Here is a 26,025-nt window from a genome sequence, read left to right as displayed (position 1 = left end):
GCGCACAGACATGAGGAACGATGAGTTCACAGAACCAACCGAAAATGACCAAGGCTGAGCGAACCGCGGCAGCCCGCGAGCAAGCACGACTGATTCGGGAAGCCGCGGTCAAGAAGCAGAAGCGGAACGGTTGGTTCATCCGCGGCGGAGTCGTCATTGCCGCGCTGGCGATCATTGCCGTGGTCACGCTTATCGTGGTGACCACCATGCAGAACAACGCTCCGATCGCCAACAGCGGACCGGTACCTGCGAATGCCAACGCTTTCGGCGGCGTCACGATCGGCAAGGACGGCAAGGTCACTCCGCCGGCGCAGACCGCCGGGAACGTGGATACGAATAATATTCCTACCGCGGCCGCAGCACCGACCCCGACCGGCACTGCCTCCGCAGCTGCCCGCGATCTGGGCAGCATCGGCATCAAAGCCAGCGCCGCAGGCCAGCCGGTGAGCATCGTGGTGTACATCGATTTCATCTGCCCGGTTTGCAAGGTCTTTGAAACGGCGAATGCTTCGGTTTTGAAGGAGTTCGCAGATCAGGGCAAGGTCACCTTCGAGTACCGTCCCACCGGTCTGCTCGATCAGCAGTCCACCACCAACTACTCCTCGCGTGCCGCTGCGGCAGCTGCCTGCGTAGCGAATAACAACCCAGAGAAGTACCTGGATTTCTTCACCAAGCTCTATGAGAACCAGCCCTCGGAAGGCAGCGCTGGCCTTAGCAATGACCAACTCAAACAATATGCTAAAGATCTCGGAGCGAATATCGACAGCTGCGTAGATGATCGGACGTATAGGCCTTTGGTCAACTTCGTCACTAAACAGGCTGGTTTGAGCGGTATTAACGCCACCCCGACGATCTACGTGGATGGGCAGAAGTTCGAGGGTAACGCACAGGCCCAGTTCACTGATTTCAAGGCTTTCGTGCAGGGAATCATCGATGCCAAGGCGGCGAAGAAGTAAATTTCCCTGAATTCTTTAAGTTCTTTGAGGCGCCTCCTCGGGCACCGGCTTGCTGTTCGCGGCTGCTGGTGCCCGAGGAGGCGTTTTTCGTGCCCTGAATATCTGGGCTAAACTTGTCCAGGCGCTTTCGGATACTTCTTCCGCTGGCGCTCACGCCTCCTTAGCTCAGTTGGCCAGAGCACCTGTCTTGTAAACAGGGGGTCGCCGGTTCGAATCCGGCAGGGGGCTCACCTGAAATCCCGTGCTTTCCATGTGTTTATAAGGGGAATCGCGGGATTTTCTATGCCCGGAATCATCTGCGGGGACCACCTTGATAGGGCCTCATATGTCATCAATTCCTCCCCCAAACCTCCCCCGATTCTGGAGCATCCCCATGAAAAGAAAACTCACCATCGCCGCCGTCATCATCGGCACCCTCACTATCCTCGTGCGGCGGAAACCCGGTCAGTATTGCTTCTGATCAGTCTTTCCTGAAAATCGTGAAGCCAGGTCTCGCCGAGGCGGGTACCGGTACCCTGCCGGATGCTGACCTCCTCCAGATGGGCAAAGACGTGTGCCTGCATTGAAGCAGGGTAAAAGCTTGGATGCGCAAATGAAGGCGATCCGTGACGCGTCTAAAGGCTGTCTTGGCGGCTGAGATTGGGTTCGTCTACGGTGCTGTGGTGGTGGGCTTCTGTTGGGTGGGTTAGGTGGGATGGTGGAGAGTTTTTGGATTTTGATGAGGCCGCTTTGTCAGCTATTGGCAATAGTGTCTATAAGGTCGAATAGGCCTGTCATATGTGACTTGAAGGCATCATCCGGCCCACCGAGATACGGAATATTCAGGTTGAGGGCGATGATTACGCCGCGGCGAGGGAAGCGCTAGAACAGCAAGTCCTTGAAGCCTGGCAACTCGTCTAAGTCAAGACCACTTAACTTCGGAGAGCCCCGCCAATGTGCGGGACTCTCTGAAGTTGATTCTGTGTTTTTCCTGAGACGCACTCACAGTATCCGTGATTCCTCCGTTATCAAATCACCAGCTTTCTTTCAGGTTTCGTTGAAATGGTTGAACTGTATTAATAAACACTCCGTATTAATTGAAAGGTTGGTTATGAAGGTAACGAATTTTGCAGGCAAGATTCTCGCTGTCGGCATGGCAGGAGGAGTGTTGTTGTCTGTTTTGGGGATGGCTGAACCGGCAAATGCTTCAACTGTCGAGAGCGCAAAAGCTGCTACTTGTAGCATCAAAAATGTCGCCTTGACCGCCGCAAAAAGTGGTACAGCGGTAATGGAAAGCTGCGGAGCGAAAGTTAGTGTCAGCCTCGGCACTCCCAAAACCGTTACTGCCAAGGAAATCTTGGCTGATAGTAGCTTGAGCAGTGCTCAGAAAACTGATCTGGTGGCTGCGGCTGCGGTGCATGTCATCAAGACCAATCATTGGTCGCAGTTCACTACTGGGGGGACATACACTCGCACCCAGAACGGGCAATTTTACTATGACGGTAAGGAAGTTTGGGTTACCGAATCTCGCTATGGTTGGCAGGGTTCTCACGCTTGCTTCACCAACTACGCAGGACCAGGTGTTGACCTGTCTGATAAGGCTTGCAGCGAAAGCGGTACGCTCAACCAACGCAACCTCTACTCAGCATGGACTGTGCGCGTGGTTGTAGCCGGTGTCCAGGTGGCCAGCTACGACGTAGATATGACTGCGGTTCTTTACCCGAACGGCACTATCTCCGGTTTTGGTGGTACGGTCGGTTAAGGACTAATTGAGGGGTGAATGAATTGGAGACAGTCGGAATGGTAATCTTCGCCATAATATCGGGGATTATTGCGGCAGCAGTTATTGTGTTCTGGATTACTGCGCTTATCCAGATAGCTAAGGAAAAAATGTTGGACCCAACTGCTAGAGCACTTTGGATTCTGATTGTTTTGTTCTTCCCTATCCTTGGTGCAATCCTTTGGTTTATTATTGGAAGTAAAAGTCAGCAAACTTTCAAGTAAAATACTGTTATATAAAAATAGTCCCCGACACCTTGAGGTGTCGGGGACTATTTTTATGCAGCGAGTTTGCCGCGTATGAATGTTTTTCGGAGGTGGTGCCACGAGCGGTTTCCTCGGTTGGGCCGGGTTTTCCTTTTCCTGTAAGTCTTACCCACGCCCCATGCGGGTTCGTCGTTATAGCTAGTTTGCGCGGTGCCGCAGTTGTCACTCCACACAGAGTTGTCCGTGATTGAGACATAGATAGCGTCAGAGTGCGGTGAGCTTCCCGTATAAGGTTGCCATTCCCAATCAGTATGCTCCCCAGCAATGCAGGACTCTGGCGCAGACATCAAGACCATTCAGCACATGTGCGGCCACAAATTCGCACTGAATACATGGGACATCTATGATCGCCTGTGGCGTAAGCATCTGGAGGAAATCCTAGCAAAGATGGACGCTTTCGTTGAAGCTGAAAGGTCAAAGTTGTGAGATGAATGATGGGTGTTAGGTTAGACCAGATTCTCCCCCAAAACTCCCCGGAAGGTGTGGTGCCCTTATGAATAAAAGCCAACATGGTCTGTCGCACCTGTCTTGTCAACAGGGGGATCGCCGGTTCGAATCTGGCAGGGGGCTCTCTTACTTTCATCTCAAATCGAGTGTGCAGATTTACACCGTTTGAAGGTGTTTTAAGATGTAGATCTGCACACTCGATTCAGCCTCTCGATGACGTTCAGAGCGATCTACTGACCTTCCCGCCGTCGTACCAATTCAGCAATCCAGATCGGGGCGAAGGGCGAGGTGCAGTTCGGCGGGGTCGGGTAGTCCTTGAGCACTTCCAGCCGCTCGCCAATCTCAATGGCCCGAGCCCGATATTCCGGGTGCTCGATTCCGATCTGTGCCAGGCAGTGGTTCATCGCCCACTGCAGACGCTCCGGAGCGTCCTTCATCTCAGCTTCGATGGTGTCGAGCAGCCTCGGAAGGTCAAGGCCTTCGGGGTTTTTTGCCACTTTCTCCGTGGTCAGGGCCCAGCCCGCGCTCGCGATCACCGGATCAGCATCGGCAAACCAGTTCTGGCGTAGCTCTTCGAAGTGCGGGCTCTTCTTCACCACGTAGTTGATCAGCCAATCCTGCACTTTTGGAATCCGGGCTTCCCGCAGCATGGTGTTCAACTCATCGCGCTCGAACAGCTTGGGACGGCAGATCAGGATTGCCAGCAGTCGCTCCGGAGTATCACCGGTCTGCCACAGTTTTGCCGCCAGTTCTTGCTGCGTCTTCAATCGCTTTGCAACTGCTCGTAGCTTGCTGAGATTCACGCCGTGGTCATCGCCGTGCTTCTCATTGATGGCGCGCATTTTCGGATCTTCAAGCGCGGCCAGCTCGGCCCTCACTTGAGCCAGTGTCGTCTCTGCCACTTCAGCCCCCTGTAGATAAGGTCTGCTCTTCAGCCTACAAGGAATGCGCAATTCGCCAAGTGAGTCGTGCTGCTACTCACTCTCGCTGGCGGCCTTCTGGACTTTGAGTGCTTTTTCCTCACGGGCCAGCTGCGAATTCCATCTGCCGTAGGCGAAATAGATCGCCAAACCAAGAACAGACCAGACAGCGAAGAAAATCCAGGTTTGAGTCGCCAGGTTGAACATCAGATAGATGCAGAGCAGGGCCGAAAGTACGGGGATGACAGGCCCGAAAGGCACCCTGAACGCAGGCTTCAGATCGGGCCGCTTGCGGCGCAGGATCAAGATTCCGATGCTCACCATGACAAAGGCGGAGAGGGTTCCGATATTGATCATCTCACCCAGCAATTCAATCGGTGTGAAGCCGGCCAGCACCACCACTACGACGCCGCAGATGATCTGCGTGTGCGCCGGTGTGGCACGTTTATCAGAGGTACGTGAAAGAGCCCGAGGCAGCAGGCCATCGCGGCTCATCGCCATGGAAACCCGGGAGAGCCCCATCAGCAGCACCATGATGACGGTAGTGAGACCGATCAGTGAACCCAGAGAGATGATCACCACCGCCCAGTCTGCTCCCACCAGCTGGAAGGCAGTTGCTAAGGAGGGGTCTGCGGCCTTCGCCAGCTCGGTATAGGGCACCATTCCGGTGACCGCCAGGGTGACCAGGATATAGAGCACGGCGACGACCGCGAGCCCAGCGAAGATACCTCGCGGCAGGGTGCGCTTCGGGTCTTTGACCTCCTCAGCACTGGTGGCCACGACGTCGAAACCGATAAAGGCGAAGAAGACCAGGGCTGCGCCGGAAATGATTCCGGTGAAGCCGTACATGGCGGGAGCGGAGCCGGATAAGAAGGAGAGGAACGGTTGGGTCAAGGCGCTCGCCGTGCTCGGCGGAGCGTCCTGTGCCGGTGGGATGAAAGGTGCGTAGTTCTGCGCCTTGACGAAGAAGAACCCGACCACGATGACGAAGAGGACGATGACGATTTTGATGATCGTGACGATGTTGTTGACCCGCGCTGACAGTTTGGTGCCAAGTACGAGCACCACGGTGAAGATCGCCACGACGATGGCCGGCCCCCAGTAGACGGTCAGCGGGCCGAGAGGGATTTCAGCGGGCAGGTCTATATTGACCGCCTTTAGGAAATCGGAGAGGTAGACGCCCCAGTACTTGGCGATCACCGCGGCGGCCATCAGCAATTCCAGAATCAGGTTCCAGCCGACCACCCAGGCCAGAACTTCCCCCATGGTGGCGTAGGTAAAGACATAGGCGCTGCCGGTCACCGGGATTGCGGTGGCGAACTCGGCGTAGCACATGATGGCCGCGGCACAGGTGATGGCGGCCAGGATGAAGGAGATCGTGACGGCGGGGCCCGCGTTCTGCGCGGCCGCTTTCGCTCCCACCGAGAAGATGCCCGCGCCCACAGCCACCGCGACGCCCATGATCATCAGATCCCAGGTGTTCAACGATCTCTTGAGTGTGCGGCCCGGCTCCGCAGAGTCCGCCATCGACCGCTCAATCGACTTGGTGCGCATCAGCCCCATAGTTTTTACCTTGTATCCATTCGAGTAACCAGATTCCTTAGCTGCCAAACTATCAACCTTAGCCAAGCCATGGGTGACCGACCTTCTTTTTCGGGGGTTTTCTCAGATATTGAGAAGGGCCTCTGAAAGAATAAGTGGATGGCTCTCTCCAGATTTCCGATCCGCAGAGTGGCTGAGGACCCGGAAAACGCCCTCGGCCGGGATCACTGGCCAGCAACTCTGCCTCCAGTCGCTCAGATCTTAGAGCTGGGATTGGATCTAACCCCCGCGACGATTCTGGTCGGCGAGAACGGCTCTGGAAAATCAACCCTGATCGAGGCGATCGCCCTGGCGTACGGGCTCTCCGCCGAAGGTGGCTCTACTGGTGCCCGGCATGCAACTCGGTCAACCGAGTCAGTTCTGGCTGAGCACTTGCAGCTGGTACGGAACGCCGGTGCTACTCGAAGGGGTTATTTCTTAAGGGCGGAAACCATGCATGGCTTCTTCACCTATCTGGAGGAAAATCCGAGCACCTTTCTCCAAGATCTGCCTTTCCATGAGATGTCGCATGGTGAGTCTTTCCTGCAACTCACCGCAGACCGGTTCCAAGGAGCAGGACTTTGGGTCCTTGACGAGCCCGAGTCGGCGCTTTCTTTCACCGGCTGCCTCAGCCTGCTGTCGATTCTGAAAGAACTGCTGGCAGCCGGCGAATCCCAGGTGATCATGTCCACTCACTCGCCACTCCTCGCGGCTCTTCCCGGGGCGCAGATTCTGGAAGTCGGCCCTTGGGGACTGCGCCCGAGGCAATGGGAAGGTCTGGATCTGGTTTCTCATTGGCGGTCCTTCCTCTCTGCGCCGGAAAGATACCTGAGGCAGCTCTAGCATCTGTGTTCATCGAGTGTAGAGATCTCCACACCCGATGAAATGACGTAGCCTGAATCCATGAATAGCGAAGAGATTCACGGACACATTTCAGACCTGGTACAGCGCGAGCAGGAATTGCGCAGTGCCTCTGCTTCGGAGGGCGACGCCGCCAGCCGAGCCGCCGAACTGCGCCAGATCGAAGTACAGCTGGACCGTTTCTGGGACCTGCTTCGGCAGCGTCGGGCGAGGATCGATGCCGGTGAGAACCCCAACGAGGCTGAACTGCGCTCCAGCGATGAGGTGGAAGGCTACCGCCAGTAGTCCGGGCCCCAATGGCAGCAAGCGCATCCCTTCAGCCGCCGACGGCGTCCCGCGGGTTACGCCGTCAGGAATCCGCTGTCAACCGCCGTACAGCAGCCCTGACCAGTTCTTCATCGGTCACGAAATAGGCGTTGGGGTCCGTGCCGTCGGCTGAGCCGAGGGCGAGCGCCGCACTGCGCGCGGCGGCGCCCTTGGCTTTGGCCGAGAGATGAATGGCGGAGACTCCGGCCTGGTCCCGAAGAGCCGGGATGTCATCGATCCGCACACCCCCGCCCGCCATGATCTCCAGGCCTGAGCCTGCCTGCACCATGGCTTTCAAGGTGGGAATTCCCGCGGCGGCCCGAGGTGCCTGGCCGGAGGTCAGAATTCTTTTCACGCCCAGCGCAAAGAGCGCGTCCAAGGCCCCGAGCGGATTGACCGCTTGGTCGATGGCGCGGTGGAAGACGATCTCCAAGTCAGGGTTCTCCGAGCGAGCAGCTGCAATGAGCTGCTCGGTTGCTTGAAGATCTACCTCTCCGTTCGCGGATAGAGCACCCAGGACGACGCCGGCAACTCCCTGCTGAGCGCACCAGCGGGCTTCTCGTGCTGCGGTGTGAAGCTCCTCCGCAGAGTAAACGAAGTCTCCTGGCCGAGGCCGGATCAGCACCTGGACGGGTAGCCTGCTTGCGCTCAGGGAAGCCTCGATCAGCCCAGCGGAGGGCGTGACCCCGCCTAGTTCAAGTGCACTGCACAACTCGATCCGGTCGGCTCCTGCGTGCTCCGCAGTAGCTGCTCCGGCGGCCGAGGCTACAGCGATTTCTAACTTCAAGGGCGGTCCCGATCATTCATTGGACGCTCACCGCGTGCACCGACGTGACACATCGCACCTCGGGGTTGATCTGCTGATGCACGAAACCCCTGATCGCCACCGCAACCTGAGACACCACTTCAGGAGTCCGATGGTCCAGGTCGATGCCGATTCGGGCAGTGACTTTCAAGCCATCCTGATGGGATTCGACCAGCACGGTACGCAGCGGCGGCGGTTCATCACCTCGGACAAAGGCCAGGAATTGATCTGCTGCGCTGCGCACTACGCTCTGCGGCGGATAGAGCTCGTTGACGCCGTCCACCGCCAGTACCACCGAGTTAAGTGCATCGACAAGTTGTTCGGAATCTGCCCCGCTCATCAATCACCAACTCCCTGGTTCGTTTCGTGCAGAATATCGACGATCGAGATATCGATCGCGCTGATCTTCAACTGCGTATGCTGCTCCAGTGTTTCACGGATCTTAAGACGCAGCTCATCGGCTAGCGCTCTCAACGGGGGGCCCCACAGGGCGGTGACCCGAACATCCACGATGACCGCCGACCCAGGATCGGCCAGTTCTCCGATCAGTCGGCAGCGTCCGATCATCGCACCGTCCAGCTCATCGCCAACCGCCCTGATCAGGGCGATGACCGAGCCTTCGGTCTGGCTCAATTCATCCTCGGGATCGGCTTCAGCCTCGACGGGTTCCGCATGCAGCGGAATGTCGCGGCCCGCGCGAGCCTCGAAGGCGATATTGCTGAAGATCGATCCCAGCCAGTCGGTGTCTTCTTCTGATTGAGCCTGTGAATCGTGGTCAACAAGTTCACGGGTCAGCGTGTTGAGCTGCTCCAGGGCATGGAGTGCAGCTTGGCATTCAGCACAAGCATCGATGTATGGATCGGCCGGTTGCTTTCCGGCCGCCAGATAGTCGCTGAGCTGATCAAGGGAGTGGCCGCAGCTGAGCAGATCGGGTGTTTTGCTCATCGCCATTCCTCCATTTCTTTCATAAGGGCTGCTCTAGCCCTGGCAAGTTGCCCACGGACCGCCGTGACACTGAGATCGAGTTCTTCGGCGATCTCCTGATAGCTGTTCTCGCCGATTTCGCGTAGTACCCAACACCTTCGTTGGACGTCGGGAAGGTGGCTAAGCGCTGAAGACAGCGCACTCAACTGTGAACCCGCCAGCGCCTGGCGCTCCGGAGATCCGGACTCGGGGCTGGCGATCTCCACCGACTCGAGGTCGGTGTTGTCCTTACGTTTCCGCAGCAAATCAATGCTCTTATGACTGACTATACGTAGCAGCCAGCTTTTGACCTTATTCGGTTCCTGTAGCGTGCCGAGCGTGCTCCAGGCTACTATCAGGGCCTCTTGAACGACGTCTTCAGCCTCGGCGTTGGAGCTGAGCAATCTAGTGGCATATGACCGCATCAGTAGCGCATAACGGCGTGCCAAGGTCTCAAAGGCGGCGACGTCGCCGTCCAGGGCGCGTTCAACCAGGAAAGCATCGCTTGCAGTACTGATTTTGTTCGGTCGGGTGTCCGCCACAAGCCTCGCCTTTCCTCTTCGGAATCCGGAACCAGGGTTAAAAGCGGGTCTGCCGGGACAAGTCATGGGGGATACTTGTCCCGGCAAACCCTACCTTTTCAGGAAGAAATTAGTCCTTCTTCTTGAAACCTTCCAGCAACTTCTCGCCAGCAGCCTTCAGGTTCTCACCGGCGTCCTGAGCGAAGTCTTTCACGTTCTCCACCGCGTCCTGGGCGAAGTCCTTGACGTTCTCCAAGGCATCCTTAGCACCGGCCTCAACCTGGTCGGCCTGTCCTTCGGCTTTGAGCTGGTTGTCGCCGGTCAGGTTGCCCGCAGCTTCCTTGGCGTTTCCGGCCAGGTCCTGCAGCTTGTTCTCAGCTTTGTCTTCGATACCCATTGTTATCTCCTTTGTGTGTTTTTCTTAGTGGAACGGGCGCTACTGCACCCGGTGTTCGTGTGACCAGCCGCTACGTGCTCCAGCATTGATCGAGATCAGCACCGGCAGCTCCCTGCCTAAGAGCCGGTCAAGACCGGTCACCAGGTTTTCAACGGAGTCAGCGAGTTGCCGGGGCGAGGACCCTTTACGAGCCTGAATCGAGATCTTCAATCCAGCCTGTTTTTTGATCTGCCAAGCACTCACCGAGCTGCTGAGAACCCGAGCATCTTGGTTGAGCGCTTCCTTCAGGGTGCTCTGCGCAATATCGTCACGCATCGTGAGGGACCCTTCGGGAGCTTCTTCTCTTTCCAGAACCCCTGTCCTGCCGCCGCCCTGGGATCCGATCCAGCAGAGCAGCAGAATCAAGGCGAGGATCAGAACAGCTACCAGGGCGAGCCAGATCCAGCTGATCTGCCAGTCGGCGATCTGGATACGGCTTGCCGCGAGTTGTTCGGAGAGCCAGTTCCGGCTCTGCGTCAATGAGTCAGTCCAGTACTGTCGGGCGGTGGGCCAAGCCCCGGCTAAGGCGGTTGCCAGACCGATAGCCAGCATGAATACTGCGAGGATCAGGAGCAGGAGCCGGTTCAGTCCGCGGTGAGTGGTACTCATACGCCCACAGCTCCTTGGGTATTAATACTGACGGATAGTCGGAGGTTCTTGGCCAAGTCCCAGGACTGAACCTCGGACTCCAAACCGCTCTGAATCGACTGTTGGTTGACAGCGATTCCCGACGTCGGGCGTACTTCGACCTTAGCCTGTGACCCCCGCACCTGTGCAAGCACCTGCTCGGGTTGCACTCGGGCGATCCGGCTTGCGGTGCGAGCCAGCGCCGAGGCGATGACCGAATCATCGACCACTACCGCGCTGCGCTCGCTGAGCAGAACCCTGCGGGCTTTACGCCCGGGGCCGAGCGCAGCGACCAGCAGAATCACACCGACTATCAGAATGCCGATGCCCGCCAATACCAGGCCGACGGGCAGCGTGCTCTCCGGAAGCCGGATCAACCAATCAGCCATCTGGGCCGGACTGGCTAAGAGCGGGGAATGCTTCAGCAAGTGCAGCACCAGCTCGGTGCCCAGCCACAGCAGGACCAGCACGAGAAGGACCGCTGAGACCACCGAGATAACTGCTCTAGAGCGGTGGGTTTCGCGGCGGATCATCCGGGGTTGAGCCGCCGTAGCTGCCGCGCTGGAAACCGCAGCAGAAGTCATCACTTGAGTGCTCATTGCAGCGCCGCCTTTCCTTCGGTGATGGTGTTGGAGAGATCGATATCGATCCGCCCAACCGTGGAGCCGGTGAGTTCCGTTGCACGGGCTCCCAGTACTCTGCGAGCAGCTGAGGCCTGAGCCACCAAATCTCCACCGCTTCGGGACAGTAAATTCGCGTCCTGCGCAATATCGATGAGCGAGGGAACCTTGACTGGAACGCTGACCTCAATGGCCAGCTTCCCGCCGTCGTCCGTGGCCTGTGCTTTGACCTGAGATGCCTTCAAGCTGAAGGCATCCGCAGCGATGGCCGCCAGCACCCGGTTCAAAGCGGTCCGAGAAATCCGGGTGTAGCCGGCCAAAGAGCCGGTGACCGGCGTACCGGCTGCCTGCGGGGCGGTTGCCCAGGCTTCTTGATCGGGGGTGTTGACGGCCTGGCTCATGAGGAGGTCCGTTTGCCGGTCAGTGCGTCGAAGACGCCACGCAGATCCAGCTTTCCTTCGAAGGTGCGACCCAGAATGGCTCCCACCACCATGAAGATCAGCATCAGGATGAATCCCCAGAAGCCGAAGGCCAGGGCTGCCGCTGCCAGGACGGCGGCTATTGCGATACCAGTGACTGTGCCGCTCATTCGACTCGGCTCCCTTCAATGGCCTTAGCGGAATCCTGAGTGTCCGAGCTCTTGTCATCGGAGGGGATGTGGATATCGCTGACCGTGATATTGACCTCGACGACGTCCAGGCCAACCAGTTTCTCCACCGCGCCGTAAACGGCGGAGCGAACCTGATCCGCCACGCCCTTGAGCGGCGAGGGGTACTCGACTACCAGGGTGATATCCACGGCGACCTGCTTTTCGCCGACCTCTACGGAGACTCCCTGAGTGAGATCGGTGTTGCCTACCACGTCACGAATAGCGCCTAGAGCTCGAGCAGCGCCGCCGCCCAGAGCGTACACTCCGGGAACTTCACGGGTGGCGATGCCGACGACCTTGGCTACTACCGCGTCTTCAATGGTGGTTTTGCCCGCATTGGAAGCGTTATCTGCGCTGCTCGGGCTGGCAGCCTTCGCTGGAGCGCTTGTGCTGCTCGCGGACTTTGCGGTGTTATGTGCCGGTGTGCTCATCGTCTCTCCTGATGGTTGATTGATGCTTTCAGAAGTAAGTCGGACGCCGGTGCGGAAACGTCACGCCTTATTCACTATGATCTGGATCACATCACTGCCGGGCTGTCGAGCGTGATTGGAAATCGTGGGGGTCTGCCCGGCTACACTGGAGCAATCGCCCCTGTGAAAGAAGCGAGGAAAGTCATTGCCAGCTTTTACCGCCCGGTTTGCCAGTTCCCAAGAACGTGAGAACTGGGATGCCCTGGTCACCTCAAATCCGCAAGGAGGCAATCTGCTGCAATCCGCGGCTTTTGCCGAGGTCAAAGCGGACTACGGCTGGAATCCGCGTTTTCTGGCCATTGAATCAGCGGAGTACACCAGCTACAACCTGGTGCTGGAGAAATCGGTTCCGCTGCTCGGCAAGCTGTGGTACCTCATCAAAGGGCCGGATATGGCCGAGGTGGAGCATATTCCGGATGCGTTGCGAGCGGTCCGCCGGCTGATCGATCAGCAACGGATGAATGTCTTCGCCTTGCGCATCGAGCCCGATGTGGTCGATACGCCGGAGGTGAGGCAGGTGCTGAGAGATTCCGGGATGCGCAAGACCCCCAATCTGCAGCCCAACGATTCCACGGCCCTCCTTGATACTAGCCCTGAACCGAATCTGCTGATGCGTAACTTGTCCTCCAGGGCCAGGAACGCGATTCGCCGGGCTCAACGCGAGGGAGTTGAAGTCGAGCAGGTAGCCGCCACCGAAGAAAATTTCCGCACGATGTACCAGCTGATGGCCGGGACCATCGCGGAAAAAGGTAAAACCGAGCTCAGGGAATTCGAGTATTACCGGAAGTTCTGGCAGGGCTTTATCAGCCGTGGGCAGGGCAGGCACTACTTTGTCTACGAAGATGGCCACGTCGCAGTCGGTGCCTTTGTGATCAACTACGGGCGGAAAGGCACCTATAAAGACGGCGGTTCGTTGATCAAGCGCTCCCGTTACGGCGATTCTCATCTCGTCCAGTGGGTCGCCATCAATGATTTGAAGCAACTGGAAACGCCCATTGTGGAATACGACTTCTGCGGTACACCGCCCGCTGACCGGCTCAAAGACCCCACACACCAACATTACGGATTGGGACTTTTCAAAACGTCGTTCAGCAAAACGGTGACCGACTTCGTGGGTTGTTGGGATCTCGTGCTGAGCCCGCTGAAATACCGGCTGTGGGAACTGGCCGGCGAGCGGATCGCCAGGCAGCTCTATACCCGACGCACAGGTCAGCAGTTCTACTGATTTTCAGCCAAGGAGGAGCGCCATGAACGCCAACGATGGCTCCCGGCACGACGATCAAGGCCCGGCTGCCAAGCGGGACCAGGGGCGGCCCGCTGAGGCGCGTCCGACGTCGAAACAGATTCCCAGTGTGCAGCGTTCAAGAGAGAATTTCGCGGCTCGGCGCGGGCTACGCAGATTAGTGCAGAGCGATGCTCCGCCCACCGCGCCGATGAGCATCGTCGATCGCCTGGCCGGCAGCCCTTACGCGAATCCGATGATTCAAGTCGGTGGCGTGGATAACTCCGCGCGGAAGACCATTGACTTCACCCTGCTGCTCGCTGAGACGATGTTCCGGTTCGGCGCGGGAGCGCTGGAAGTCGAGACCAGCATGATTGCGGTGACGGCTGCCTTTGGCCTGCGGAACATCGAAGTGGACATCACCAACCAGTCGGTCAGTATCAATTACGCGCCGAAAAACGCCACCCCGATCACCCTTTTGCGGGTGGTACGCTCCTGGACCAATAACTATGCGGGGCTCACCCAGGTTCATCAGCTAGTCACCGAGATCGTTTCCGGCGGAGTGGGGCGAGAAGAAGCTCAGCGCCGGCTCAATGACATTCTGCGCAGGCCGAAGCCCTATCAACGCTGGATGGTCACCACCAGCAGCGGCGTCTTTGCCGCCTGCGTGGTGGCGGTGATCGGTGGTGGGCTGGCGGGTGCACTGATCGCCATGGGCTCGACCCTGTTGGTCGGCCTGCTGAGCCGGTGGCTCTCCCGCTGGCGGGTACCGGATTTTTTCATCACCGCCACCGGGGCTTTCCTGGTCACCGCGATCGCTTTGGCCTTCGTCCGCTTTGAGATCCCGATTCAGCCCGGCGCCGTGGTGACCGGTGGCATTTTGCTCTTGCTGCCTTCGGGGCGGCTGGTCTCCGCGGTGCAGGATGCCATCAATGGCTTTCCGGTTACCGCTGCCGGTAGATTCCTCTCGGTGTTCCTCACCTTCGGCGCCATTGTCTCGGGTATCGCGGTGGCTTCGGCTTTCGGCGTGCTGCTGGGCGCCAACGCGAAGTCTGTCATCGACGCCCCCAAGTCTGAACCGCTGCCGCTCTATTTAGCCCTTCTGCTCATCCTCTTCGCCACGGTGCTGATCGGCGTGGTCGAGCAGACCTCGCCGAGACTGCTGATCCCCACCGCCATGGTGGGAGTTCTGGGATACTCGGTGTTCTTCGTGGTGGGACAGCTGGGTCTGGGCACCAGGCTGGCACCTGCCGTGGCGGCCGCCGTGGTCGGCATTTTGGCCAGGCTGATCGCCCTGCGGTTGGGAGCGCCGCAGCTGGTGGTGGCGGTGCCTTCGATCCTGTTTCTCTTGGCGGGGCTCTCGATTTTCCGGGCGATGTTCGTGCTGACCATCTCGAATGATTCGGCCCTGGACGGTGTGATCGGCCTGTTCAATGCGATCGTGGTGATCATGGGCGTCGCCGCCGGGGTGGTGCTGGGAGACAACCTCGCTCGGCCGCTGACAAAACTCGGCAAGCTTTCCGCTGGCATCGATCCGAGGCGAAATCGCCGTCGTTAACTTGTCGGAGCGGCTCGGTGCGAGTCTGGCTACGGTGACTATTTGAGCAGCCGTGACATTCTTCGGTCCGCCAGCAGCTTGCCGCCGGTCTGACAACTCGGACAATACTGCAGAGAACGGTCGGCGAAGGCCACTTCATGCACGGTATCGCCGCATACCGGGCAGGCTTCGCCGGTTCGCGTGTGCACTCGCATGCTGGAGCGCTTGGCGTCTTTCAGCTCTGAGGCGGGCTTTCCTGAAGCCTGGGCAATGGCTTGCTGAAGAATGGACCGGATTGAGTCAAAGAGTGTCTGGACCTGCTCTTCGCTCAGCGAGTTGCTCGGCGCAAAGGGTGAAAGCCTGGCCAGGTGCAGAATTTCATCGCTATAGGCATTGCCGATGCCCGCGATCTGGCGCTGATCTCTCAGCACGCCTTTGATCTGGGCTCTTTTCCGGGAGAGGATCTCCGATAGCTGTTCTACGGTGAAATCCTCAGCCAGCGGGTCTGGACCCAGCGTGGCGATGCCCGGCACCTCGGAGGCCTCCCGCACCAGGTAAATCGCCATGCTCTTTCTGGTACCCGCTTCGGTGAGGTCGATCCGGGCGTTATCGAAACCGAGCCGCGCGGTGATGTAACCACCGGGTTTGAGGGCAGCCGGGCGTTTCTGCTCAGCCGGAACCACCCCGGCGGAGAAACGCAACCAACCAGCTTTCGCGAGGTGGAAGATGAAGTGCAGTCCGACGTCGTCGGTGGTTGAAGGGCCGAAGCGCAGATCGATGAATTTCCCCTGGCGGCTGACATCTTTCAGTACCCGACCCAGCAGCTCCCGCTCGCTAGGTGCAGCCGTCTTCAGAGCGGTGAAGGAAGTGATCTGCACAGACTCCAGCACGCTGCCTGCCAGCTCAGCGTTCAAGAACTGGCTGAGCCCCACCAACTCCGGTAGTTCAGGCATGCATCCATTCTGCCCCGAGGCGCCGACAATGTCACCGCAGGCTGTTTCTCAGAGGATCTTACCGATCGGTTCGCGCTTCTCCGCCTGGAACGTGTCTTCGGTGCGCCCCCGTGCCCAGTACCCGGAGAGTGACACCTGGCTTCTGAGCAGCCCACGCTGTTTGAAGAGCACATCGCGAAGGGCCTTCATATACTCGCGCTCGCCGTGCACGAAGGCATCAACTGTGCCTTCCGGCCAGCTGGAGGTGGCCACCGCGTCGATCAGCAGGCTGCTAGCACCCGCTGGCACCTCGCCTCGGGTCAGCCAGTTCACGCTCATCCCCGCCGGAGCCTGGATGGTCTGAATATCAGCCTCGCTGCCGACCTCGAGATAAGCGAGCCCAGTGGCATCCGCGGGCAGTGCCTCCAAAGCCGCAGCCACCGCGGGAAGCGCGGATTCGTCACCGGCCAGTAGATACCAGTCAGCCTCGGGCTGGGGGCGGTAGGCGCCGCCTGGCCCGGAGAGCAACAGCCGGTCACCTGGCTGTGCGGAGGCCGCCCAGGGACCGGCGAGTCCTTCATCGCCGTGCACGACGAAATCGATGGCGAGTTCCTTGTCCTGCTGGTTGATCCAGCGCACGGTGTAGGTGCGGGTTACCGGCCAGTGCTCGCGTGGCAGGGTCTCTCGGAGCCCGAAGACATCAATCGGCTCGGGGTATTCCACCTCGGGTAGCAGGAAGTGAAGCTTGACATAACGATCAGTGAAACCGTTGTCCTGGAAAGCATCAAAGCCCTCTCCGCCGAGTACTACCCGCACCATATGCTCACTGAGCCACTCGGTGCGCAGCACCTCTAAGGCGATGTGCTGGCGAGACTTGGCGGGACTGGTTGCGGGCATGGAAACTCCTCGGTATTACTTAGGTTTACCTAAGTAGCCTAGCGCACTCGGTGAGTTAAACCACGGTCCAGTCGATAGCGGAGCTTCCTTGCTGCTCCAGAAGCTGGTTGATTTTACTGAAGGGCCGAGAACCGAAGAATCCTCGTGAGGCTGACAGCGGGCTGGGGTGCGGAGAGCTCACGATCGCGGTGGCACCGAGAAGCGGGGTCAGATTACGAGCGTCGTTGCCCCAGAGCAGCGCCACCAGTGGTTTGTTCCGGGCGACCAAGGCTCGGATGGCTGTCTCGGTGACGGCTTCCCAGCCCTTTCCGCGGTGCGAGCCAGGGCTGCCCACGCGCACACTCAGGACTCTGTTCAGCAAAAGCACCCCTTGCTGGGACCAGCTGCTCAGATCGCCGTGCGCTGCTGGCGGAATACCCAGATCGTCCTGCAGCTCGCGGTAGATATTGCTCAGGCTCCTCGGCAGCGGCCGGGTGTGCCGTTCGACAGCGAACGACAGTCCAATCGGGTGCCCGAACGTCGGGTAGGGGTCTTGGCCGACCACGAGTACTTTCACCTGTTCCAAAGGCTGCTGGAAGGCCCTGAGGACATGTTTAGGGGCGGGCAGGAAGCCCGGACCGCCATTGCTCTGCTGGGCGGTGTCGAACTCCGAATGCAGGAACCTGCCCAGATCTTTTAGCTGTGGTTCAACGCTGCGCAAGGCGGCAGCCCAGTCGGGGCTGAGCAGGCTCAACGGATCAGTGGTGAGTCGTTCGAGAGCTTCACGGTTGCTGAGTTCTTCCACTCCTCCATTCTTCACCATCGGGCAGGAAGCAGATAAATGACAACGGTGTGATTCCCCATTACCATGGAATGAGTAAAGGATCTTGGAACTGAGGATAGGGGAGTGTCGTGGCAGCGCTACCACTCACGTTGGAGGATTTAAACGCTGGAATCTCTTCCGGCGAAACCGCTCTCAGTGAGCGAGATCAGCAAATTCTCTCCTTGGAACGTCATTGGTGGAAGTATGCCGGGGCGAAAGAGCAAGCGATTCGCGATCTCTTCGACCTTTCCTCGACGCACTACTATCAGATCCTCAATTCACTGATCGACACCGAGGACGCGCTGGCCTTCGATCCGATGCTGGTCAAGAGATTGCGTAGACTACGTACAACGCGGCAACGCGCCAGGACGGCTCGCCGTCTGGGTAATTAACGAGCGCAGGCTCGTCGTCTGGCAACTCCACTGAAAGCGCCTTCCATGAGTAACTACCCGCGGGATGAATTCGACAATGTTCCGGAATCGTCCTCACGTCAGGGCGTTCACCGTTCGGTGATGTCTGAACCTCGCCGGAGCCTCTGGCCTATTCTGGCTTTCGCCGTCGTCGCCCTGGTGATCGGTGCGGTGGCTTTTCTGGTGATTCCGAAGCTCATCGGCGGAGCATCGACCGCGGCTGGGGACAGCAGCTCTAGCGCGTCCTCCAGTTCCACTGCGACCGCGACAAGGCCGAGTGCTTCACCCACCACCCCACCACCCACCACCCCTCCGCCGACGACCTCTAAGCCTCCGACGACGCCGAGTGCGCCGCCGCTGGATAAAACCCAGCCGGTCAATGTCTATAACGGTGCGGGAATCGGCGGTCTGGCAGCCCGGGTGGCTCAACAAGTGCGCGGTGATGGCTGGGTCGTCCCGATCAGCGCCAACTGGAGTGGAGTTCCGCAGCCAAGCTCGGCGATTTTCTACAATGGAGCCAGCCAGAAGACTAATGCCGAGGAACTGGGTAAATTGCTCGGCATCACTCGGTTGGTGGATACCGCTGAACTCGGTGTTCCGCTTGCAGTGGTGCTCGGCCCGGGTGCCCAGTAGCACTTTCGGCCAGGAGCACCTTCAGATGGCACTCTTTGGCACCACACCCGGTGTATCTCCCGGCTTTCCGAGCCGGGTCTGGCTACAGTTGTCAGCAAGCCGCTAGCCGGTGGCAGGGGCAGAAGCAAGGACGCTAGAGCGGGAGTCGTGATGAAGAAGCCGAGAAGTATCGGACTAGTGGGCTTCTTCGCCGTGGCACTGCTGCTCGCTGCCTGCTCGGGGCAGACCGGAAACGCCCGGATCGCCTCTCCTCAGCCTTCCGGCGTCGAAGTGCTGACCATCGGCTTGCTCCTGGACAACACCGGCGATCAGTCTTTTTTGAATCCAGCTCAGCAGGCAGCCGCGAAATTGGCTGTCCAGCAACTCAACCTGGCCGGTGGAGTGAACGGCCAGTCGGTCGAGCTGCTGCCATCCGACCCGGCTGACTCAATCGCCGATCAGCTCAGGAAATTGAGCGCTGGAAAGGCCTCGGTAGTGATCGGTCCCACCGATTCGGCTCAGGCGAGCGAGGCGATCGCAGCGCTCAGCAAGAGTCGCACCGTGCTGATCTCTCCGGCGAATGCAGCAACCGCACTGAATAAGGTCAGCAGCGGGGGCTATTACTTCCGTACCGCTCCGGTGGAAACCATGCAGGCGAAGCTGCTGGCCCGGTTGGCGGCGGACTCGGCCAAGGGTCAGAAGATTGCGGTGCTGTATGAATCCGCTGACAGCAGCAAGGAGATCGCTCAACAGGTGATTTCCGCGGTAGCCGATTCCGGGGCTCAGCAGACAGTCTCGATTGAGGCTTCAGATGCGGCAGCCGCCGCCGCAAAGGTGAAGGCTGAGAAGGCTGGATCCGTTGTAGTGATCGCACGGCAGCGTAGCCAGCAGATTCTGGCGGAATTAGCCAATGCTCAAGTGCCGGGTTCCACGCTTTTGCTGGACGACGGGGCAACTTCTTCGTACGGAGCCAATCTCGCGCTCAATGCGCTTCAGGGTGCCCAGGGGATTCTTCCCGGCGTCTTTCCGCCCGCGGCATTCCAGGAAGAACTGCTGAAAATTGATCCTGCCTTGACGTCGCTGAACTACGCGGCGGAGAGCTATGACGCTGTGATGCTCTCGGCCTTGGCGGCGATCAGGGCCAAAGACTCTTCGGGGGCCTCAATCGCTTCCCGGCTGATCGAGGTTTCGGGTGGAAGCGGCAACGGTCAGAAATGCCAGCAGCTATCCGACTGCCTCTCTCTGCTCAGCCAGGGAAAAGCCATCGATTATGACGGCGTCTCCGGGCCGGTCAACTTTGATGATCAAGGAAATATCACGGTGGCGAACTATCTGGTCTATCGCTACGGGGCCGGAAACCTTCCGGTGCTGAACCGCAGCGAACAAGTGAAATAGCTCTCTGAGGTTCGACCGCTCCCGGGTTTTATCGCTCATAGTGCTGCGCTCCGCCCCGACTGGGGCGGAGCGCAGCACTATGATGAATCGCCCCAGTGCTTAGTCCCGCAGTGGAACACCCCTGGCATCGGTGCGGAAGTTCTGCGAACCGGTGAGAATCAAAATACCTTCGATGAGTCCCCAGACGAAGGAGACGAAGGAGAGGATTCCCAGCGAGAGCACAGTGATCAGCAATTGCGCCACGGCCTTACCGATATAGCCCAGGTAGAAGTTGTGGATTCCCAGAGAGCCGAGGAAGATGCCGAGCAGGCCAGCTGCGATCTTTGACTTGGCATCGCCGCCCGCTGCGTAGGGTTGCTGATAAGGCTGCTGGTAGTAACCCTGCTGCGGAGGCGCCTGCTGATAGTTGGGCTGCTGATTGAAAGGAGCCGCCGGTGGCACCTGCGGAGCCTGATATTCGAAGCCCTGCGACGGAGCAGAAGCCTGAGGAGCAATAGGCTCAGTCGGTGCAGAGGGCGGGCTGAAGGGCGAGTCCGTCGGCTCCGACGGTTTATCCGCTCCGGCTGCCCCTGGGGTTTCACTCATGGTCATCTCCTTGCCTGAGGCATCCATAGATACCTTCTGCGTTATATATCTTCTTCTCTGGAAGATTATCCAAGAATTTTAGCGAAAACCAGAGTTGTTCCATTCAATGGGTGAGAATCGAGGGTATTCCCTGAGCGAAACTCCGGTTCGAGAGGTCATCTCCGCTTGCACTCTCTACCCGTGAGTGCTAATTATTGACTTAGCACTCTCCCATGCTGACTGCTAATTTTTAGCGGCCGGTCGGGGAGCCGACTGGTTCGGTGAGGCAGCGCGCGGAATGTACCGAATGCATGATGCGCCTGTCGTCCGTCGCGGGCACCTGACCGGTTATGAGAACTCACATGATTGTCCCGAAAGGACTGAAGCCTCCATGGCCAAAATCATTGCATTCGACGAAGAGGCGCGCCGCGGTCTCGAACGGGGTCTGAACACCCTGGCCGACGCCGTCAAGGTGACCCTCGGCCCGCGCGGCCGCAACGTCGTCTTGGAAAAGAAGTGGGGCGCTCCCACGATCACCAACGATGGTGTTTCCATCGCCAAGGAGATCGAGTTGGAGGATCCTTACGAGAAGATCGGCGCCGAGCTGGTCAAGGAAGTTGCCAAGAAGACTGATGAGGTCGCTGGCGACGGCACCACCACGGCGACCGTGCTGGCTCAGGCCCTGGTCCGTGAAGGTCTGCGCAACGTCGCAGCCGGAGCTGATCCGCTGAGCCTGAAGCGCGGCATCGAGAAGGCAGTTGCCGCCGTCACCGAGCAGCTGCTCGCTTCCGCCAAGGAAGTTGAGACCAAAGAAGAGATCGCCGCTACCGCCTCGATCTCCGCCGCTGACACCCAGATCGGCGAATTGATCGCCGAGGCCCTGGATAAGGTCGGCAAAGAGGGCGTCATCACGGTTGAGGAATCCAACACCTTCGGGCTGGAACTCGAGCTCACCGAGGGCATGCGCTTCGACAAGGGCTACATCTCGCAGTACTTCGTCACCGACGCCGAGCGTCAGGAGACCGTGCTGGAAGATCCTTACATCCTGGTGGTCAACTCCAAGATCTCCAATGTCAAGGACATGGTTGCCATCCTGGAGAAGGTCATGCAGTCCGGCAAGCCGCTGCTGATCATCGCCGAGGACGTGGAAGCCGAAGCACTCGCCACCCTGATCGTGAACAAGATCCGTGGCCTGTTCAAGTCCGTCGCCGTGAAGGCTCCGGGCTTCGGCGACCGCCGCAAAGCTCAGCTGGCCGATATCGCCATCCTGACCGGTGGTCAGGTCATCTCCGAAGAGGTCGGTCTGAGCCTGGAGAACGCTACCCTGGACCTGCTGGGCCAGGCTCGCAAGGTTGTCGTCACCAAGGACGAGACCACCATTGTCGAGGGCGCGGGCGACGCCGATCAGATCGCTGGCCGGGTCGCTCAGATCCGTGCCGAGATCGACAACTCAGATTCCGATTACGACCGCGAGAAGCTGCAGGAGCGCCTGGCCAAGCTGGCCGGTGGCGTGGCAGTGATCAAGGCCGGTGCGGCGACCGAGGTCGAACTCAAGGAGCGCAAGCACCGTATTGAGGACGCCGTGCGTAACGCTAAGGCTGCCGTTGAAGAGGGCATCGTCCCCGGCGGTGGCGTGGCGCTGATCCAGGCTGGTGTGAAGGCTTTCGAGAACCTGAAGCTCGAAGGCGACGAGGCAACCGGCGCCAATATCGTGAAGGTCGCCATCGATGCACCACTCAAGCAGATCGCGATCAACGCGGGCCTCGAAGCCGGTGTTGTGGTGGACAAGGTTCGCGGCCTGCCGATCGGCCATGGCCTGAACGCTGCAACCGGTGTTTACGAGGATCTGCTCGCCGCCGGCGTGAACGATCCGGTCAAGGTGACTCGCTCTGCGCTGCAGAACGCCGCCTCGATCGCTGGCCTGTTCCTGACCACCGAAGCCGTGGTTGCGGATAAGCCGGAGAAGAAGTCTGCCGCTCCCGCTGGTGGCGACGACATGGGTGGCATGGGCGGAATGGGCGGCTTCTAAGCCCTCTTCACCCTTCCTGATTTACCCGCGAGGGCCCCGCATCCACGGATGCGGGGCCCTCGCTCTTTACTCAGATTCCTGAAACGCTGTGACGCCTAGGAGCGTTGCTGCCACCGAGGGCCGTTGTCGCCCCTGGACAGCGACTCTCAGCATCACAGTGTCCGCTCAGAACAGCTTCTGGGCTTTGCTCTCTTCGGATTCTTCCAGTTCGAGCAGGAAGACCTTGCGCTCGATGCCTCCGGCGTAGCCGGTCAGCTTACCGTCTTGGGCGATCACCCGATGGCAGGGGATGAGGATGCTCAGTGGATTGGCGCCGACCGCGGCTCCCACTGCCTGTGCCAGGCTAGGGTCACCCAGTTGTTTCGCCAGTTCGCCGTAGCCGATCGTCTGCCCGTAATCGAGATCCCGGAGTAGCGTCCAGACCCGTTCTTGAAGTTCCGAGCCACGGGTTTCCAACGGCAGCTCGAAGCTACGACGTCGGCCGGAGAAATACTCTTCGAGCTGCTTGTGAGCAGCCAGGAGCAGTGGCGCGTCGGGGGCAGCGGAGCCCCACTGCGCTCGATCCGGTAGCTTCTTGTGCTCGCTGAAGTAGAGCCCGGTCAAAGCGTCCTCCGAGGCCAACAGGGTCAGCGTGCCGAGCGGTGACTCGATCTGGGTATACACGGTCTCCATTATGCAGGTCCTCGGTTTTATTCGGGTCCCGGGGACACTGTGATATTTAGGATACTGGTTCCGTTTGAATGAGAAGGGAAGGGAAGGGAACGAATCGAAACATCGGAGGATTAAGCACTTCAAACAGAGTCAGTGGCGAGAAGCGTCTCTTGCGTTTAGTAGCTTCCTCATGATGCTGTCAGTGACGACCGATACTCTGAGAATCAACTACAAGAGAGGAACGCATGAACATCATCGAGTTACGCGAGCCTGATCATAGATACAAACTCTGACTACTGGAACAAAATCGACGACGGCCCGTTATTTCATTATGAATACAGTGTTGAAGGATTCAGTGATAACTCGAGGATCACTGACGTTCACGGACACTCCTCGCGCGCGGTACTTTCGTCCAACCTTCGCATTGCGATTGAATGGGGACTCCATACTCGTCCCGATGACCCGCGTGAAAAAGAATCTCCTTTTGGCGTTACCTTCCCCGATCAGACAGCTACTGAGTTCTTCGTCGATGTGTTCTCGACGGTGCCATGATTGACCGACTGAGGATGATCCACGTGGATGGGCATCGAGCAATCCTGCCGCTACCTGATGTGTGGTCCGAGGGTGGAAAGCAGGTTTATTGCGTGACCCAGTGGCCGTACGTGGTGGCGAGGCTGCTCAACGATCTGGATGGCCATGATGAATTCGAACGTTATTTCAAACAGTCGATCATCGAACGTGCGAGTTCTTAGCTTCGAAGCGTAGTCAGAATTGTTTCGTCAATCTTAAGAAGTTAAGCAATAAGCTACCTGAGCGCGGGCGGAGCTAGAAGTTCAGATACCACTGCGTTCGAGTAGTTCGTGAACAGAGATCTCTAGCACGCTGGCGATACCAATCAACGTGGAGAGCCGAGGGTTCGATGGCGTCATGGCTTCTTTCCGCCCTGATCCCTTGCCGGACTCGATGAGTTGAACTTGGTTCTTTGTGATGCCTGCGCGGAAGGCCAAAGTCTCCTGAGATAGGCCATGTTCCTCGCGGAGTTGTCGTAGGACTAGTCCGAACTGTTTAGCTGCCGAACTGTCCCATCTCACCAAACCATCGTGCTAACCAGGCCTGAAATGAAACACCCTATATAAATGGTCAGTTATAAATGGTATAATATATGTTTATGTTGTGAATTTGGTGAAGTGGATGTGAGGTTCGAACAAACGAGACCGCATTGTCATCTTAAGCTGACGCGTGCACGGCTGGCTTGGGTTGCTGTAAGCCGCTCGAGGCATCCTTGACCAGGTAATGAAATGGGAATCTAGCAATGTGTTGATCCTTCGCGCTTTGACTTCTCTGTTGCTCGTAGCCGTTTAACATCTTGGCATTGACGGATAAATTCAAGATAGGCATCGCCCAGAAGCTCGGTAACCGATCTCATCTGACGATCCTTGGCTTGGTGAATTTTCCACGTGTTATGCAGGTAATCTGGGGGGCGGCACTTCATATAGAAAAGTAGCAGATCTCGACTGTTCGGAGGATGAGATTATCGCTCGGCATAAGGAGTGATCAAAGTTATCGACCCTGCGGATCTTTCTCTACCTCTATCTGAGTCTCATCAGGAAGCCACGTCCTCGCTAAAGGATTAGGGGGTGAATTTACCGACTTGAAAAGCTACTTTGCAAGGAATAGGTTAGGAAATTAATAAATTCGGATGCTTTTCGGAAGAATTCGTATTTACGTGATGCTGTCTAAGGAAATGACTACCTAGGATTTTTCTTAGGTGATCTAACAATGTAAGTCGTAACGAGAGGAAATAATGCGTTCTACAACGAAGTTCCGTACTAAACTATTTGCCGCGGGGCTGGCCGGAGGCGTCTTTCTGTCTGCGCTCGGTATGGCCGTGCCGATAGCTAACGCTGCTACCGTCCCAGGTTCATCGATCACCTCCGAGTTCTCTGGACTTGCGGATCAAATGAAGCTACCGGCCGCACCAACTGCACAGATCAAGGCGAACTTCGCCACCTTACCTGACGCAAAAAAAGCTACTCTCGTGAAGACATTGAAGAGCGATAGGCCCTGGGAAGCTCTTGAGTTAGGCGACGCGAAAACCAGCACAGTGGCAAAGCTTGTGTCTGGTGTCGAGAGTTTCGCTGCTCAGCAGCGAGCAGCCGTATATAACGTCACGTCAAACTTCTCTAAGCCGACCTATATCCTCGGTGTCAACACCGGTGCTTGGAACCTTCGTTACAACTACAACACCGGCAGCGGGCGAGTGCTCTCAGATAACTATTGTGAAGCCTGGTACAGCGGCTACACCGGATTCTGGAACTTTTCGATCTCGACGAACAAGTGGATCGCTAACGGCGAAGGTACTTGTATCGGACTCTTCCGTGGAAGCATCGTTTATCAAGGCTCAGGTCTTACAATGAACAAGGAAGCTGGGATGACGGTCAATGGTCCTGGAATACTCCGGACCTGGCTAAATAACATCTAGATAATAGGAGTGAGCGCATGGCTACGGATGCAACTAACATTGCCCCCGTCAAGAACAACGAAACAGTGCGCTCCTGGAGCATCTTTGGAGCCACACTTCTGACCACAGTGTTTGGAATATTCGCTCCGATCGTTTTCGTAGCGGCGATTATCTTGGCTGTGGTGGCAACGTTGAACATTAAGAAAGCAACTACTTCTCTGACTCGAGGACTACTGATTGCTTCGGTAGCTGTCGCAGGAGTCGGATTATTGTTCATGGGAGCGGTTAGTATTTCGCTAGCAATGGCCTAGTGGATAGAGCGTAGG

At 58.1% G+C, this 26,025-nt stretch carries 31 protein-coding genes and 1 tRNA gene; 14 read left to right on the top strand and 18 right to left on the bottom strand.

What is annotated here, in order from left to right; all coding sequences use genetic code 11:
- Positions 1-20 precede the first annotated feature (20 nt).
- The 4 genes from ABDK06_RS13610 (at position 21) to ABDK06_RS13595 (ending at position 2,939) form a co-directional block, all read left to right on the top strand.
- Positions 21-956, top strand: a complete 936-nt coding sequence (locus tag ABDK06_RS13610) for a DsbA family protein (RefSeq protein ID WP_394941920.1) — start codon at positions 21-23, stop codon at positions 954-956.
- A gap of 154 nt (positions 957-1,110) precedes the next feature.
- Positions 1,111-1,184: transfer RNA gene (locus ABDK06_RS13605), tRNA-Thr, on the top strand.
- Between the two features lie 808 nt (positions 1,185-1,992).
- Positions 1,993-2,697: a hypothetical protein gene (locus ABDK06_RS13600; RefSeq protein ID WP_394941918.1), complete on the top strand. Its 705-nt coding sequence runs from the start codon at positions 1,993-1,995 to the stop codon at positions 2,695-2,697.
- Between the two features lie 14 nt (positions 2,698-2,711).
- Positions 2,712-2,939, top strand: coding sequence for a PLD nuclease N-terminal domain-containing protein (locus ABDK06_RS13595; protein ID WP_394941916.1), 228 nt, complete (start codon positions 2,712-2,714; stop codon positions 2,937-2,939).
- A gap of 719 nt (positions 2,940-3,658) precedes the next feature.
- On the opposite strand, the gene ABDK06_RS13590 is transcribed toward ABDK06_RS13595, so the two are convergent.
- Positions 3,659-4,330, bottom strand: coding sequence for a DNA alkylation repair protein (locus ABDK06_RS13590; protein WP_394941914.1), 672 nt, complete (start codon positions 4,328-4,330; stop codon positions 3,659-3,661).
- Positions 4,331-4,402: 72 nt separating this feature from the next.
- The gene (locus tag ABDK06_RS13585; protein ID WP_394941912.1) at positions 4,403-5,911 is read right to left on the bottom strand and encodes an APC family permease; all 1,509 of its coding nucleotides are present in this window, start codon (positions 5,909-5,911) and stop codon (positions 4,403-4,405) included.
- Positions 5,912-6,049: 138 nt separating this feature from the next.
- Between ABDK06_RS13585 and ABDK06_RS13580 the strand changes: the two genes are divergently transcribed.
- Together ABDK06_RS13580 and ABDK06_RS13575 are read left to right on the top strand one after the other, a co-directional pair.
- Positions 6,050-6,772, top strand: a complete 723-nt coding sequence (locus ABDK06_RS13580; protein WP_394941909.1) for an AAA family ATPase — start codon at positions 6,050-6,052, stop codon at positions 6,770-6,772.
- A gap of 60 nt (positions 6,773-6,832) precedes the next feature.
- Positions 6,833-7,075, top strand: coding sequence for a DUF2630 family protein (locus tag ABDK06_RS13575; RefSeq protein WP_394941907.1), 243 nt, complete (start codon positions 6,833-6,835; stop codon positions 7,073-7,075).
- Positions 7,076-7,139: 64 nt separating this feature from the next.
- Here the strand turns inward: ABDK06_RS13575 and ABDK06_RS13570 are convergent, their stop codons facing one another.
- The 10 genes from ABDK06_RS13570 to ABDK06_RS13525 all read right to left on the bottom strand — a co-directional run bounded on the left by ABDK06_RS13570 (position 7,140) and on the right by ABDK06_RS13525 (position 12,148).
- Positions 7,140-7,883, bottom strand: coding sequence for a copper homeostasis protein CutC (locus ABDK06_RS13570; protein ID WP_394941905.1), 744 nt, complete (start codon positions 7,881-7,883; stop codon positions 7,140-7,142).
- Between the two features lie 16 nt (positions 7,884-7,899).
- Complete coding sequence (locus ABDK06_RS13565) at positions 7,900-8,241, bottom strand: hypothetical protein (protein ID WP_394941903.1); 342 nt, start codon at positions 8,239-8,241, stop codon at positions 7,900-7,902.
- Positions 8,241-8,846: an SH3 domain-containing protein gene (locus ABDK06_RS13560; RefSeq protein WP_394941901.1), complete on the bottom strand. Its 606-nt coding sequence runs from the start codon at positions 8,844-8,846 to the stop codon at positions 8,241-8,243. The genes ABDK06_RS13565 and ABDK06_RS13560 overlap by 1 nt, the downstream gene beginning before the upstream one ends.
- Positions 8,843-9,406: an RNA polymerase sigma factor gene (locus ABDK06_RS13555; protein ID WP_394941899.1), complete on the bottom strand. Its 564-nt coding sequence runs from the start codon at positions 9,404-9,406 to the stop codon at positions 8,843-8,845. Before ABDK06_RS13555 ends, ABDK06_RS13560 begins: the two co-directional genes overlap by 4 nt.
- 109 nt (positions 9,407-9,515) lie before the next feature.
- Positions 9,516-9,782 (bottom strand): CsbD family protein, encoded by a 267-nt coding sequence (locus ABDK06_RS13550; protein WP_394941897.1) that lies wholly within the window; start codon positions 9,780-9,782, stop codon positions 9,516-9,518.
- Between the two features lie 39 nt (positions 9,783-9,821).
- On the bottom strand, positions 9,822-10,430 hold the full coding sequence (locus ABDK06_RS13545) for a hypothetical protein (protein WP_394941895.1): 609 nt from the start codon (positions 10,428-10,430) through the stop codon (positions 9,822-9,824).
- A complete protein-coding gene (locus ABDK06_RS13540; RefSeq protein WP_394941893.1) occupies positions 10,427-11,047 on the bottom strand; it encodes an Asp23/Gls24 family envelope stress response protein in 621 nt (206 codons plus the stop codon). The genes ABDK06_RS13545 and ABDK06_RS13540 overlap by 4 nt, the downstream gene beginning before the upstream one ends.
- Entirely contained in the window at positions 11,044-11,469 is a 426-nt protein-coding gene (locus ABDK06_RS13535) for a hypothetical protein (RefSeq protein WP_394941891.1), read from the bottom strand. The genes ABDK06_RS13540 and ABDK06_RS13535 overlap by 4 nt, the downstream gene beginning before the upstream one ends.
- Positions 11,466-11,657: a hypothetical protein gene (locus ABDK06_RS13530; protein WP_394941889.1), complete on the bottom strand. Its 192-nt coding sequence runs from the start codon at positions 11,655-11,657 to the stop codon at positions 11,466-11,468. Before ABDK06_RS13530 ends, ABDK06_RS13535 begins: the two co-directional genes overlap by 4 nt.
- Positions 11,654-12,148 (bottom strand): Asp23/Gls24 family envelope stress response protein, encoded by a 495-nt coding sequence (locus tag ABDK06_RS13525; protein WP_394941887.1) that lies wholly within the window; start codon positions 12,146-12,148, stop codon positions 11,654-11,656. Before ABDK06_RS13525 ends, ABDK06_RS13530 begins: the two co-directional genes overlap by 4 nt.
- 184 nt (positions 12,149-12,332) lie before the next feature.
- On the opposite strand from ABDK06_RS13525, the gene ABDK06_RS13520 reads away from it, so the two are divergent.
- On the top strand, positions 12,333-13,412 hold the full coding sequence (locus tag ABDK06_RS13520) for a lipid II:glycine glycyltransferase FemX (protein ID WP_394941885.1): 1,080 nt from the start codon (positions 12,333-12,335) through the stop codon (positions 13,410-13,412).
- Between the two features lie 22 nt (positions 13,413-13,434).
- A complete protein-coding gene (locus ABDK06_RS13515) occupies positions 13,435-14,967 on the top strand; it encodes a threonine/serine exporter family protein (RefSeq protein WP_394941883.1) in 1,533 nt (510 codons plus the stop codon).
- A 38-nt stretch (positions 14,968-15,005) separates the two neighbouring features.
- Here the strand turns inward: ABDK06_RS13515 and ABDK06_RS13510 are convergent, their stop codons facing one another.
- From ABDK06_RS13510 to ABDK06_RS13500, 3 genes are read right to left on the bottom strand one after another with little or no spacing between them, the layout of a single operon-like run.
- Positions 15,006-15,899: an Fpg/Nei family DNA glycosylase gene (locus ABDK06_RS13510; RefSeq protein ID WP_394941881.1), complete on the bottom strand. Its 894-nt coding sequence runs from the start codon at positions 15,897-15,899 to the stop codon at positions 15,006-15,008.
- Positions 15,900-15,947: 48 nt separating this feature from the next.
- Positions 15,948-16,775: a siderophore-interacting protein gene (locus tag ABDK06_RS13505; RefSeq protein ID WP_394941879.1), complete on the bottom strand. Its 828-nt coding sequence runs from the start codon at positions 16,773-16,775 to the stop codon at positions 15,948-15,950.
- Positions 16,776-16,830: 55 nt separating this feature from the next.
- Positions 16,831-17,559, bottom strand: a complete 729-nt coding sequence (locus ABDK06_RS13500) for a uracil-DNA glycosylase (RefSeq protein ID WP_394941877.1) — start codon at positions 17,557-17,559, stop codon at positions 16,831-16,833.
- Between the two features lie 128 nt (positions 17,560-17,687).
- On the opposite strand from ABDK06_RS13500, the gene ABDK06_RS13495 reads away from it, so the two are divergent.
- From ABDK06_RS13495 to ABDK06_RS13485, 3 genes are all read left to right on the top strand, one after another.
- On the top strand, positions 17,688-17,969 hold the full coding sequence (locus ABDK06_RS13495) for a DUF3263 domain-containing protein (protein ID WP_394941958.1): 282 nt from the start codon (positions 17,688-17,690) through the stop codon (positions 17,967-17,969).
- A gap of 45 nt (positions 17,970-18,014) precedes the next feature.
- On the top strand, positions 18,015-18,620 hold the full coding sequence (locus ABDK06_RS13490; RefSeq protein ID WP_394941875.1) for a LytR C-terminal domain-containing protein: 606 nt from the start codon (positions 18,015-18,017) through the stop codon (positions 18,618-18,620).
- 150 nt (positions 18,621-18,770) lie between these two features.
- Positions 18,771-19,994, top strand: coding sequence for an ABC transporter substrate-binding protein (locus ABDK06_RS13485; RefSeq protein WP_394941873.1), 1,224 nt, complete (start codon positions 18,771-18,773; stop codon positions 19,992-19,994).
- A gap of 99 nt (positions 19,995-20,093) precedes the next feature.
- Here the strand turns inward: ABDK06_RS13485 and ABDK06_RS13480 are convergent, their stop codons facing one another.
- Positions 20,094-20,579: a TM2 domain-containing protein gene (locus tag ABDK06_RS13480; RefSeq protein WP_394941871.1), complete on the bottom strand. Its 486-nt coding sequence runs from the start codon at positions 20,577-20,579 to the stop codon at positions 20,094-20,096.
- Positions 20,580-20,949: 370 nt separating this feature from the next.
- Between ABDK06_RS13480 and groL the strand changes: the two genes are divergently transcribed.
- Entirely contained in the window at positions 20,950-22,587 is a 1,638-nt protein-coding gene (gene groL, locus ABDK06_RS13475; RefSeq protein ID WP_394941869.1) for a chaperonin GroEL, read from the top strand.
- Positions 22,588-22,752: 165 nt separating this feature from the next.
- Here the strand turns inward: groL and ABDK06_RS13470 are convergent, their stop codons facing one another.
- Both ABDK06_RS13470 and ABDK06_RS13465 read right to left on the bottom strand, forming a co-directional pair.
- Complete coding sequence (locus tag ABDK06_RS13470; RefSeq protein WP_394941867.1) at positions 22,753-23,259, bottom strand: methylated-DNA--[protein]-cysteine S-methyltransferase; 507 nt, start codon at positions 23,257-23,259, stop codon at positions 22,753-22,755.
- 812 nt (positions 23,260-24,071) lie between these two features.
- The gene (locus ABDK06_RS13465) at positions 24,072-24,329 is read right to left on the bottom strand and encodes a helix-turn-helix domain-containing protein (RefSeq protein WP_394941864.1); all 258 of its coding nucleotides are present in this window, start codon (positions 24,327-24,329) and stop codon (positions 24,072-24,074) included.
- A gap of 713 nt (positions 24,330-25,042) precedes the next feature.
- On the opposite strand from ABDK06_RS13465, the gene ABDK06_RS13460 reads away from it, so the two are divergent.
- Together ABDK06_RS13460 and ABDK06_RS13455 are read left to right on the top strand one after the other, a co-directional pair.
- Positions 25,043-25,720 carry a hypothetical protein gene (locus ABDK06_RS13460; RefSeq protein WP_394941862.1) on the top strand — a complete coding sequence of 226 codons (678 nt, stop codon included), beginning with the start codon at positions 25,043-25,045 and terminating at the stop codon, positions 25,718-25,720.
- Between the two features lie 17 nt (positions 25,721-25,737).
- A complete protein-coding gene (locus ABDK06_RS13455; protein WP_394941860.1) occupies positions 25,738-26,010 on the top strand; it encodes a hypothetical protein in 273 nt (90 codons plus the stop codon).
- Positions 26,011-26,025 lie beyond the last annotated feature (15 nt).

The sequence above is a fragment of the Psychromicrobium ferritrahens genome, assembly GCF_043789415.1.
Classification (GTDB): Bacteria; Actinomycetota; Actinomycetes; order Actinomycetales; family Micrococcaceae; genus Renibacterium.
This window is presented reverse-complemented; position numbering and strand designations above follow the sequence as displayed.